Annotated in this window: 9 protein-coding genes, 1 tRNA gene and 2 pseudogenes; 8 read left to right on the forward strand and 4 right to left on the reverse strand. The window is 33.2% G+C overall.

Annotation, left to right across the window (positions count from 1 at the left end; genetic code table 11):
• Positions 1 to 2: 2 nt before the first annotated feature.
• From OLM51_RS07610 to ribD, 3 genes are all read right to left on the reverse strand, one after another.
• Entirely contained in the window at positions 3 to 635 is a 633-nt protein-coding gene (locus tag OLM51_RS07610) for an IMPACT family protein (RefSeq protein ID WP_264553726.1), read from the reverse strand.
• A gap of 240 nt (positions 636 to 875) precedes the next feature.
• Positions 876 to 1,478, reverse strand: coding sequence for an HAD family hydrolase (locus OLM51_RS07615; protein WP_264553727.1), 603 nt, complete (start codon positions 1,476 to 1,478; stop codon positions 876 to 878).
• Positions 1,471 to 2,520 (reverse strand): bifunctional diaminohydroxyphosphoribosylaminopyrimidine deaminase/5-amino-6-(5-phosphoribosylamino)uracil reductase RibD, encoded by a 1,050-nt coding sequence (ribD, locus tag OLM51_RS07620; RefSeq protein WP_264553728.1) that lies wholly within the window; start codon positions 2,518 to 2,520, stop codon positions 1,471 to 1,473. The genes OLM51_RS07615 and ribD overlap by 8 nt, the downstream gene beginning before the upstream one ends.
• A gap of 109 nt (positions 2,521 to 2,629) precedes the next feature.
• On the opposite strand from ribD, the pseudogene OLM51_RS07625 reads away from it, so the two are divergent.
• Positions 2,630 to 3,114 (forward strand): annotated as a pseudogene (locus tag OLM51_RS07625) (GNAT family N-acetyltransferase).
• An 82-nt stretch (positions 3,115 to 3,196) separates the two neighbouring features.
• A complete protein-coding gene (prmC, locus tag OLM51_RS07630) occupies positions 3,197 to 4,051 on the forward strand; it encodes a peptide chain release factor N(5)-glutamine methyltransferase (protein ID WP_264553729.1) in 855 nt (284 codons plus the stop codon).
• Positions 4,052 to 4,099: 48 nt separating this feature from the next.
• Here the strand turns inward: prmC and OLM51_RS07635 are convergent.
• Positions 4,100 to 5,343, reverse strand: a pseudogene (locus OLM51_RS07635) (ABC transporter permease).
• A gap of 243 nt (positions 5,344 to 5,586) precedes the next feature.
• On the opposite strand from OLM51_RS07635, the gene hisS reads away from it, so the two are divergent.
• The 6 genes from hisS (at position 5,587) to OLM51_RS07665 (ending at position 12,135) form a co-directional block, all read left to right on the forward strand.
• Complete coding sequence (gene hisS, locus OLM51_RS07640) at positions 5,587 to 7,011, forward strand: histidine--tRNA ligase (protein ID WP_264553730.1); 1,425 nt, start codon at positions 5,587 to 5,589, stop codon at positions 7,009 to 7,011.
• 292 nt (positions 7,012 to 7,303) lie between these two features.
• Positions 7,304 to 7,374: transfer RNA gene (locus OLM51_RS07645), tRNA-Trp, on the forward strand.
• A gap of 507 nt (positions 7,375 to 7,881) precedes the next feature.
• Positions 7,882 to 8,460: a nucleotide exchange factor GrpE gene (locus tag OLM51_RS07650; protein WP_264553731.1), complete on the forward strand. Its 579-nt coding sequence runs from the start codon at positions 7,882 to 7,884 to the stop codon at positions 8,458 to 8,460.
• Positions 8,461 to 8,539: 79 nt separating this feature from the next.
• Positions 8,540 to 9,649 carry a molecular chaperone DnaJ gene (gene dnaJ, locus OLM51_RS07655; protein WP_213257809.1) on the forward strand — a complete coding sequence of 370 codons (1,110 nt, stop codon included), beginning with the start codon at positions 8,540 to 8,542 and terminating at the stop codon, positions 9,647 to 9,649.
• Positions 9,650 to 9,811: 162 nt separating this feature from the next.
• Entirely contained in the window at positions 9,812 to 10,741 is a 930-nt protein-coding gene (locus tag OLM51_RS07660) for an ABC transporter ATP-binding protein (protein WP_264553732.1), read from the forward strand.
• A 77-nt stretch (positions 10,742 to 10,818) separates the two neighbouring features.
• Positions 10,819 to 12,135: an ABC transporter permease gene (locus tag OLM51_RS07665; RefSeq protein ID WP_264553733.1), complete on the forward strand. Its 1,317-nt coding sequence runs from the start codon at positions 10,819 to 10,821 to the stop codon at positions 12,133 to 12,135.
• Positions 12,136 to 12,143 lie beyond the last annotated feature (8 nt).

Consider the following 12,143-nt stretch of genomic DNA (forward strand, 5'->3'; position numbering starts at 1 on the left):
ATTTAGATAATTTTAATATCGATTTCAAACATTAAATCAAAAATGTCGAATACTGATTCGGCATTTTTTTTTCGGCTTTTTGTGGTTATTTTGCCAATTGGAAGCCCGGAAATTTCATCAAATTCCATTTCCTGAGAGATGATTTCCAGTTTTTTTTCCTTAATTACACGCATTACTTTATTCATGTTTTTATAATCAAAAGAGATTAAAAAATGAACGTCAATTGTCTTTTCAACAATTTCACAGATATCGAGTGTTAACTGTGCTGTTGTTTTATAGGCTGTGATTAATCCGCCGACACCCAGTTTAATACCACCAAAAATACGAACTACGACTACCAGTATATTGGTAAGCCCAAATGATTGTATTTGGCCGTATATGGGTGCGCCAGCTGTATTACTTGGTTCTCCGTCGTCATTAGCCCGATATGATATTTTAGGTGCGGTTCCTAGTTGATAAGCGTAGCAATAATGTACAGCATGAGGATGAAGTTTTTTTAAGTCTTCTATAATTGGTTTTACTTCTTCTTCGCTTTCTATAGGAAAAGCATAACCAAAGAATTTACTGCCTTTTTCTTTAAAAAGCACTTCTTCAGATTCAAAAGCAATGGTTTGATAAGTATCGGAGTATTCCAAAATTGAATTTCTAAATTATGTTTAAAGGTTTTTTAGCCACTCCCGATAGCTATCGGGATTCACAGATTAAAAAGATTTTTTTGAACTGAGTTTTGCCGTGAATTTCACGAATCTACACGAATTATTTTATTAATAATTACGATGAAGCTTTGTGAACTTTGTGTAAATCTTTGCGTTCTTTGCGGTTAAATTATGCAAGGAATTAAATCATTTTAATCTGTGGCAAAAATAATAAAGTGTCTATAATATTTTTTTCTCAAATAAATCGACAACATCTTCCTGGCCGACTTGTAAATTCCAAACATTAAATCCTAAAGCAGCAGCTGAGTCTGTGTTTTCTTTTTTGTCATCAACAAACAAAGTTCGTTTTGGCGACAGTTCATGCTTATTGATTAAATATTGAAAAACATCAGCATTTGGTTTTCTCATTCCGATTTCAAATGAAAAATAGACTTTCTCAAAACATTGATAGAAGTCGCTGTAAAATGAAACTCCGCTTGTGTTTTCAAAAGTTTCAATATGAATAGAGTCCGTATTACTTAATAAAAAAAGACGATATTTTTTAGTGAGCATTTGTAGAAACTCTAAACGATATAATGGAAAGTCTGCCAAAATTGCATTCCATGCCTGTAGAATTTCTTCGATCGAGGCATTAGGAAGTTCTTTTTGGAAACCTGCTAAAAAATCATCATGCGAAATATCTCCGGTTTCAAATAAAAGATTCAAACGGTCTAATTCAGAATTCCATTCAGTCATACCTAATTTCTGCAATCCCGAAATAGTTGCCTGTTTATCTAAATTGATAAAAATATCTCCGAAGTCAAAAATTATAGTATCAATCATGATTTCTAAGGTATATTAATTCGTCGTTTTGAATATAACTTTTGGTTTTAGTTCCTTTTTGAATAACTGGTGCTTTTGTTCCTTTATTAAAAGTAGTTTTGCCAATAAAGATACGGGCTTCATCCCAGATATCTTCGTTGATAAAAGTTTGCAAAGTTTGTAAACCGCCTTCAATAATAATAGATTGAATCTGATTTTGATACAAAACCTCTAGTATTTGAGGAATTATATTTTTATTGAAATCGATTGCTACAAAGGTAGTGTTTTCTGTAGAAAGGTTGTTTGATGATTTTGTAAATACAAGAGTTTTTACACTATCATCAAAAATAAAACTATCTTTTGAAATACGATTGTTTTGATCCAAAACAACTCGCACAGGATTGTTTCCTGCCCAATCTCTGGTATTTAATTTGGGGTTATCATCAATTACAGTTTGTGTGCCCACTAAAATAGCCTGTTCTTCGCTACGCCATTTATGAACCAATTGTCTGGAATAGGGATTAGTGATCCAAACAGGTTTACGTTCCTGATCAATTTGTTTTTCGGGTGCAAGAAAACTATCTTCACTTTCGGCCCATTTTAAAATGATATAAGGTCTCTTTTTTTGGTGAAAGGTAAAAAAGCGTTTATTAAGTTCGTGGCATTCGTTTTCTAATACACCTACAGTTACATTTGCACCAGCTGCAATTAATTTTTTAATGCCGTTTCCTGCTACTTTTTCATTTGGATCTACTGTTCCAACAACAACATTAGGGATTTCATGGGCAATAATTAAATCACAACATGGCGGTGTTTTTCCAAAATGGCTACAAGGTTCCAAGCTTACATATATAGTAGCTTTTTTTAATAACGATTTGTCTTTTACAGAACGAACAGCATTTACCTCGGCATGTGGCTCTCCGGCCTTTTTATGCCAGCCTTCGCCAATTATTTTATTGTCATAAACAATTACGCTTCCAACCATCGGATTCGGATAAGTAGTTCCAAAACCGTTTTGAGCAAGTTTGATGCAGCGTTTTATGTATTTCTCATGTATATTCACAATGCAAAAATAGTTATTTTGAGTTTAATCTTCATAGTTATAAGGATTGATAAGGGTCTATCGAAAAAGTATTTTTACTTTTGTAGATATATTATATTAATAAAGAGATATGAAAAATTGGAAGATCAGGCCAATTAAGAAAGAAGATAATCAGGCAGTTGCTAAATTAATAAGATCAGTTTTTGACGAAATGGAAATTCCAAAAGTGGGTACAGCATATGCAGATCCTTATTTGGATTTAATGTTCGAAGAATACAATAAACCGGAATCAGCATATTTTGTGGTAGAAATGGAAGGGCAGGTTGTGGGTTGTTGCGGAATTGCTCCTTTAGAGAATGGCACGGCAGAAATTTGTGAATTGCAAAAAATGTATTTTTTACCGGAAACGCGCGGATTAGGAATTGGTAGTCAGATGATGGAAAAATGTCTGGAACAGGCAAGAAGTTTTGGGTTTAAAAAATGTTATATCGAGACGATGCCTTTTATGCTTGCGGCTCAAAAATTATATAAAAAATCAGGTTTTGAATATTTGGATGCTCCATTAGGAAATACAGGGCACTGTTCTTGCCCGTTTGGATGTTGAAAGTTTTGTAAGATCTGTTGTAACAATATTGATTTTACCTGACTTATTGAGAAGAAAATCGGCTTTGCTGAAAATTAATACTCTAGTACCGAAATGAAAATAAAACAATACCGGACACAATTTATAAAAGAATTATCGCCTTTTTACGATGCGTATGAAGCGGAGAGTTTTTTCTATTTAATATTAGAAGACAAACATAAGTTACGTCAGATTGATCTGGCTCTTAATCACGAATTAAATTTTGCTGAAAATGATTTTGTAGTTTGGAATTCGTTATTGGCTCAGCTAAAAAAGGAAGTTCCAATTCAATATCTATTAGGGAAAACAAGTTTTTATGGTTTAGACTTTGAAGTAAATGAAAATGTTTTAATCCCAAGGCCAGAAACAGAAGAATTGGTTGACTGGATTATCAACGAAAACAAAGGAATTGATAAGTCTAAAGAAATTAAGATTTTAGATATAGGAACAGGAAGCGGTTGTATAGCAATTTCGTTGGCTAAAAATCTTCCGAATGCAAAAGTTTATGCCATTGATGTTTCTAAAAAAGCTTTAGAAACAGCTAAATTGAATGCTGTAAATAATAAAGTAGAAGTTACTTTTATGCTTAAGGATGTATTACAATTAGAAGTATTAAAGTCTGATTATGATATTATTGTTTCGAATCCGCCTTATGTTCGCAATTTAGAAAAAGTAGAAATCAAAAAGAATGTACTGGACTATGAACCGCATTTGGCTCTCTTTGTTGAAGATAATAATGCATTGATTTTTTATAAAAAAATTGCCGAATTAGCTCAGAAAAATCTTTTAGAAAATGGACAGCTTTATTTTGAAATTAACCAGTATTTAGGGCAGGAAACTAAGAATATGCTGGAGGAAATGAATTTTAAAAACACAGAACTCCGAAAAGATATTTATGATAATGATCGTATGATCAAAGGGAATATTTAGATTTCAATTTTTCAGTCGAAGTTTTCAGGGAAAAACTACGACTGAGAATTATTCATAACGTAATGCTTCAATAGGATCTAATTTTGAAGCTTTAATGGCCGGATATAAACCGGAAACTATAGCAACCATAAAGCTGGTAGCAAATGCAGCGAAAATTGCCATCCACGGAATTACGAATGCAAAATTCATTATACCTGCAAAAGCAAAACCAATTAAAATTCCCAATACAATTCCGACCAATCCACCAATTTGTCCAATTAATAAAGTTTCGATAAAAAACTGAACCGAAATGGTCACTTTTGTGGCGCCGAGAGCTTTACGAACACCAATTTCTCTCGTTCGCTCTGTAACAGATACAATCATAATGTTCATTAAGGCAATAGATGATCCTAGAATGGTGATAATGCTAATGATCCAGGAAGCCCAGCCCAGATATTTTGTGATTCCTAAAATCCTGTTAATTAAATCATCACTTCGGCCAATACCAAAATTATTATCACGAACCGGACTTAGTTTACGAACTCTGCGCATAGTACTTGTTGCATTGTCTGCTGCTTCGTCCAGAAGTTCTTTTTTAGCAACCATAACACTTATAGTGTAATTGATGTTTGGAGCTGTAAATAAAGAACGTGCTACCTGAATAGGGATTAAAACACGTAAATCCTGACTGTGTCCAAACGTAGATCCTTTCTCTTTTAAAACTCCAATCACTTTAAAACGCGCACCTCGAATAGAGATTATTTTATCTATTGGATTAACATCTTTTAATAAACCTTTCTCAAAATCTGATCCAACAACGCAGGAATAAGTGTTGTTGTCTATATCAAATTGATTGAAAGATCGCCCTAAAGTGGTTTCTAAACCTGAATTGGTAATAAAATGTTCATCAACACCTACAATTGTAATTTCGGGATCTGTTTTTGTATCTAAATATTTTACTTCTGCTTTTGATGTTGCTGTAAAAGAAAGCGAGGTTTCGGTAAATGGATATTTGTATTTGTTTTTGAAAGCAACAGCTTCCGGTAAGAAATTATGGGATTGATAACTTCACGTTCGTTTCCGCCACGATTTCGAACCGTGTTTTCATATTGGTTGATGTTAAAAGTATTCGCACCCATTGAGGCAAAATTAGTCGAAACGGTGTTTTCAAGTGCGGTTACAACGGTTAGAATTCCTACCAGCGCCGTAATCCCGATGGCAATAATTAAAACAGTAAGAATGGTTCGCAGCAATTGAGTTTTGATAGAACCAAAAGCAATTCGGATATTTTCTTTAAATAATTTTAGCATCATGACCAATTTGTCACGAAAATACGTTTTTTGTTACAAGTTTGTTTTCGAAGTGTTATTATTTATTTTAAAAAGTAAGATATTTGCAGACGATTTAACTTAAGTCGAAAGTTGGAAAGTCATAAAGTCGAAAGTCTAAAAAGCCAACTGTCTAAAAGAATCAGAAATAAATTAATTTTAAAGGTTTTAGATTTTAGATCTCAAAGAAATCTAGAATCTAAAATTAGAAATCTAAAATAAAAAGAGATGGCTTCAAAACCAAGTATTCCAAAAGGAACGAGAGATTTTTCACCTGCCGAGGTGTCAAAACGTCAATATATTATTCAGACCATAAAAGCTAATTTCGAAAAATTTGGTTTTCAGCCAATCGAAACACCTTCGTTTGAAAATTCAGATACTTTGATGGGAAAATATGGTGAAGAAGGAGATCGTCTGATTTTTAAAATACTGAACTCAGGTAATTTTTTCTATAATAAAAGTAAAATTGAATTGCCGGAATCTATTGAAGAATTGCAAATTAATTCTGCTGAAAAAATAAGTTTAGAGCAAAGAATTGAATTGAATAAATTTACAGGAAAAATTTCTGAAAAAGCTTTGCGTTACGATTTAACGGTTCCGTTTGCAAGATATGTGGTGCAGCACCAAAGCGAAATTGAATTTCCTTTTAAAAGATATCAGATTCAGCCGGTTTGGAGAGCAGATAATCCGCAAAAAGGGCGTTTTAGAGAGTTTTTTCAGTGTGATGCTGATGTAGTTGGATCAAAATCATTATGGCAGGAAGTGGAATTAGTTCAGCTTTATGATACTGTTTTTACTTCTTTAGGTTTAGAAGGGGTGACTATTAAAATAAATAATAGAAAGATTTTATCCGGAATTGCTGAGGTAATTGGTGCCTCAGATAAATTAATCGATTTTACAGTTGCTCTTGATAAATTAGATAAGATCGGAGAAGATGGCGTTAAAAAAGAAATGATTGAAAAAGGTATTTCTGAAACTGCTTTGGTAAAAGTGCAACCGCTTTTTAGTTTTACAGGAACATTTTCAGATAAAATTAATCAGCTTTCAGATTTATTGTCGACTTCAGAAGAAGGAATGAAAGGAGTTGAAGAACTTAAATTTATTTGTGACAATGTGGCGTCTTTAGGATTATCTACGGCAACTTTAGATCTTGATGTAACTTTGGCACGTGGTTTAAATTACTATACAGGAGCTATTTTTGAAGTTGCAGCACCAAAAACTGTTGCAATGGGTTCTATTGGAGGTGGCGGAAGATACGACGATTTGACGGGTATTTTTGGCTTGAAAAATATGAGCGGTGTTGGAATCTCTTTTGGATTGGATCGAATTTATTTGGTTTTAGAAGAGTTACAACTGTTTCCTGAAACTGTCGCAGCGACTTCAAAAGCAATATTTATTAATTACGGAGATAAAGAAGCTTTGTATGCTTCAAAAGCTATTCAGAAATTAAGACAAGAAAACATAAAAGTAGAATTATATCCTGATAATGTTAAAGTTGGAAAACAATTTCAATATGCAGATAAACGATTAATCCCGTTTGCTGTAATTGTCGGTGATCAGGAAATTGCTTCAAATTCGTATGCACTTAAAAATTTAGTGACAGGAGAGCAGGTTACAGTAGATTTTGATGGATTGAAAAATGCATTAATCTAATTGTCAGCTTTAAAAGATTTTGTTTCACGCTCCCGATAGTTATCATGATTGCAGATTTGAGCAGATTATATTTGGTTTTCTGCTAAAAAAATCTGTGCACATCTGCTTTAATTTTTTTAAAATCTGCTTGAAATAATTTGTCAGAGAAGGAGAAAAAACTTTTCAGGGTTAACTGTCTGTAGTAAAGGTTTTTGCTTTGGATTGTACAGATTTAAAGGATTTTCTTTTGAAATCTCTGCATGAAATAGTTGCTGGAGAAGAAAAAATACTTTTAATTTGCCGACCTTAAGTTACGGGCGTAGTTCAAGGGTAGAATAGCGGTCTCCAAAACCGTTGATGGGGGTTCGAATCCCTCCGCCCGTGCAAAAATAAACAGATTAAAATGTTTTTGTACCGCAAAGACCGCAAAGATTTTTATCTAAGAATACTTTAAAAAGCACAAAGTTCGCAAAGCTGTATCAATACAAAGCTTTGCGAACTTTATCTTTTTTATAAAGCTTAAGAGTAAAAAAAAACTTTGCGTTCTTTGCGTTAATTTTTTTTTTGCTGTTCAGGTTTTGTCATTAATACATAAAAGATGAAGAAATGCATAAAAAAAGCTTCGTCTCTCTATAAGGCGAAGCTTTTTTTAATATAAGGTAAACTTGAATTAATAATTATTTATGAGGCCTAAGCCAACCCTTAAATTCAATTTTGATAGGTAATAATTTTGCATCTCAAATGTACAACAACTAAAACGTAATAGTCTTAAAATTTTAATAAAATTTTATTGCCTAAGTTTGCTTTTTAAAGGTCTAGTAATTAATAAAGTGACAATTTGACATTTTATGAGATTTGGCAGTACTTTTGCAATCACAAAAAAGAATAAAAATGAAGTTTAAGAATATTTTTAAAAATAAAAGTAATATGACTACGGAAAATACAGAATTCGATCAGGAATTAGACGATGTAACGTTAGAGAACAATGCCAACGGTGAGCAGTTAATTGTTGAAGAATTAAGTGTTGAAGAGCAATTAGCTCATGACTTGGCAAAAGAAAAAGATAAGTTTTTGAGATTATTTGCCGAATTTGAAAATTACAAAAAAAGAACTTCAAAAGAGCGTATCGATCTTTTTAAAACTGCAAACCAAGAAGTTTTGTTAGCAATGCTTCCTGTTTTGGATGATTTTGACAGAGCGATTGTAGAGATCAACAAATCTGAAGATGAAACTTTGACAAAAGGAGTTGAGTTAATTCACGAAAAACTAAAAAGTACTTTAGTATCTAAAGGATTAGAACAAGTTGACATTAAAGCAGGCGATGCTTTTAATGCTGATGTTGCTGAAGCTATTACTCAAATCCCGGCTCCATCTGATAAATTAAAAGGAAAAATTGTTGATGTAATTGAAAAAGGATACAAATTAGGAGACAAAATCATTCGTTTCCCTAAAGTTGTAGTTGGAAATTAAAAAATGCAAATAAAATTCTAAGAGCCAATTTGTTAATTGTTGGAATTTGGAATTTGTAGTTTGGAATTTAAACCTAATTATGAAAAAAGATTTTTACGAAATACTAGGCATTTCAAAAAGTGCTGATGCTGCCGAAATTAAAAAAGCATACCGAAAAAGTGCTTTGAAATATCACCCGGACAAAAATCCAGGAGACAAAGAGGCAGAAGAAAACTTCAAATTAGCAGCAGAAGCTTATGAGGTTTTAAGTGATCCAAATAAAAAAGCAAAGTATGATCAATACGGTCATCAGGCTTTTGATGGCTCTGGCGGATTTGGCGGAGGTCATGGTGGTATGAATATGGATGACATTTTCAGCCAGTTTGGTGACATTTTTGGAGGCGGATTTGGCGGTTTCGGAGGCGGAGGCGGAGGTCCTCGTCGCGCTAAAGGAAGCAATCTTCGAATTAAAGTTAAATTAACTTTAGAAGAGATTGCAAATGGAGTAGAGAAAAAAGTTAAAGTAAAACGTAAAGTTCAGGCCAAAGGGGTAACCTATAAAACTTGTACGACTTGTAACGGTCAGGGACAGGTTATGCGTGTAACCAACACTATTTTAGGAAGAATGCAATCTGCATCTACTTGTCCTACTTGTGGTGGTTCTGGTCAAATTTTAGATAAAAAACCTTCTGAGGCAGATGCGCAAGGAATGGTTCAGGAAGATGAAACAGTATCAATCAAAATTCCTGCGGGAGTTGTTGACGGAATGCAGTTGAAAGTTTCTAACAAAGGTAACGATGCGCCTGGAAATAGTATTCCTGGTGATTTAATTGTTGCAATTGAAGAAGTTGAACACGAATTCCTTAAACGTGAAGGAGAAAATGTTCACTACGATTTATACATTAGTTTCCCTGAAGCAGTTTTGGGAGCTTCAAAAGATATTGAGGCAATCAACGGAAAAGTTCGTATCAAATTAGAAGAAGGAATCCAGTCCGGTAAAATCTTAAGATTAAAAGGAAAAGGAATTCCAAGTTTAAACGGATACGGAAGCGGTGATTTACTGGTTCATGTAAATGTTTGGACTCCAAAAACATTAAATAAAGAGCAAAAACAATTCTTTGAAAATGCTTTAACAGACGAACACTTTGTTCCAAGTCCGGAGAAATCAGAGAAATCATTTTTTGAGAAAGTAAAAGATATGTTTTCATAAACGAAACTTTTTCTAAAAGGCTCAAATAAATACAAAAACCCATTCTAGTACAAATTAGAATGGGTTTTTTGCGTAATATAACGCAATTTCGCTTCGAATTATTTACTTTTACACTCGCTGAACCACAATGGGTAAAGTGATGCAGAAAATCTAAAAAACAAAATGAGCAACTTACTTGAAGTACATAAAGTCGTAAAACAATATGGCGATTATGTAGCGCTTAACGAAGTTTCATTGAATGTGCCGAAAGGTAGTATATATGGACTTTTAGGTCCAAATGGAGCAGGAAAAACTTCCCTTATCAGAATTATAAATCAAATTACGATGCCGGATAGTGGCGAAGTAATTTTGGACGGAGAAAAATTGCACCCAAAACATGTGCAGACCATTGGATATCTTCCGGAAGAAAGGGGGTTGTATAGCTCTATGAAAGTGGGTGAGCAATGTTTGTATTTGGCTCAAATGAAAGGACTTTCTAAAGCCGAAGCCAAAAGACAACTGGATTATTGGTTCGATCGTTTAGAAATTCAGGGCTGGTGGAATAAAAAAATTCAGGAACTTTCTAAAGGAATGGCGCAAAAAATCCAATTTGTAGTTTGTGTTTTGCATAAGCCAAAATTGCTAATTTTTGATGAGCCATTTTCTGGTTTTGATCCTGTTAATGCAAACATTATCAAGGATGAGATTCTGGCATTAAAAGAACAAGGCTCAACTATTATTTTTTCTACACACCGAATGGAAAGTGTCGAAGAGCTTTGTGATCATATTGCATTGATTCATAAATCAAATAAACTGATTGAAGGAAAAGTAAGCGATGTAAAACGCCAATTTAAAACCAATAGTTTTGAAGTTGGAATTTTGACAAGTAATGTTGAAGGATTAATGTATGATATTACACAAAAGTTTACGGTTTCTCCTGCTAGTTTTAAATCCTTAAATGATGATTTGAAATTGAATATTCAAATTGGAGATGCAGCACCAAATGAATTACTAAATGTACTGACGCAACGAGGACAAGTGACGCATTTCGTTGAAAAAATACCAAGTGTAAACGATATTTTTATTCAAACCGTTACTGAAAACAAAATTTAAAAATTCCAATATAGAAATTCCAAATTCCAAACTTATAAATTGGAATTTGGAATTTAAAATTTGAAAATTAATTATTTATGAGTATCATCTCGTTGATTATAAAAAGAGAATTTATTGCCAAAGTCCGTAATAAATCTTTTGTTGTCATGACTTTTTTAAGTCCGCTTTTGTTTGTGGCTATCGCCGTTTTTATTGGCTACTTAAGCTCAATGAAAGCAGAAACAAAGCGTATTGCCATTCATGATGAAACAGGGCTTTTTGTAACCGATTTTTTAAAAGAAAATAAAAAAGGGGCGGAATTTAAGTACTATGACTTATCTAAAATTGAAGTTAAAGATTTAAAAGACAGTATTACAAAAGAAAATTTCAGCGGACTAATTGTTATTCCAAAAGCAAATTCGGCTAAAGATTTAGAAAGTAAAATCGACTTTATTTCAAATAACAGCCCGAGTATTTCTTTTGTAGAAAATACACAGGATATTATTGGAGCAAAAATTACAAAGCTAAATCTTGAGGAGGCAAAGTTGGATACTTTGGCTATTCAGAAAGCACAGTCAGCGGTTAATATTCATTTGGTGAAAGCTTCAGGCGAAGAAAGTCTGAAAGGCTTAAATGAAATCAAAATTGCAATTGGTGGTGCATTTGGTTATTTAATTATGATGTTTATTATCATTTATGGTAACATGGTAATGCGAAGCGTAATTGAGGAAAAAACGAATAGAATTATCGAAATCATTATTTCATCTGTAAAACCATTTCAGTTAATGATTGGTAAAATTGTAGGAACTTCGTTAGCAGGAATTTTACAATTTATGATTTGGGCTATTATTGGTTTGGGATTAATGTTTGCAGCTTCGGCTTTTTTTGGAGTAAATGTAGGTCCTACGGCCAGGATTTCGCCAGAACTAATGCAATCTGCACAACACGAACTTTCGGGATCGGCTCAAATGTATATTGCAGAATTATGGAATCTGCCAATTGCCAGTATTATTATTGGTTTTGTAGTGTATTTTATTGGAGGCTATTTTCTCTATAGTTCATTTTATGCAGCAATTGGTGCAGCAGTAGATAATCAAACCGATTCACAACAGTTTTTGTTGCCTATTATTATGCCGCTTATTCTAAGTGTCTATATCGGTTTTTTTACAGTTGTAAATGACCCGCACGGAACAGTTGCTGTTGCATTTTCAATGATTCCGTTAACTTCCCCAATTGTAATGCTAATGCGTATTCCGTTTGGTGTACCTTGGTGGCAAATCGCAATTTCGGTATCATTATTGTTTGCTACATTTTTCCTTGTCGTTTGGTTCGCTGCAAAAATTTACCGCGTAGGTATTTTAATGTACGGAAAAAAACCAACCTGGAAGGAGTTATATAAGTGGCTTAAATATTAATTTTTTTT

The organism is Flavobacterium sp. N2038 (assembly GCF_025947185.1).
Classification (GTDB): Bacteria; Bacteroidota; Bacteroidia; order Flavobacteriales; family Flavobacteriaceae; genus Flavobacterium.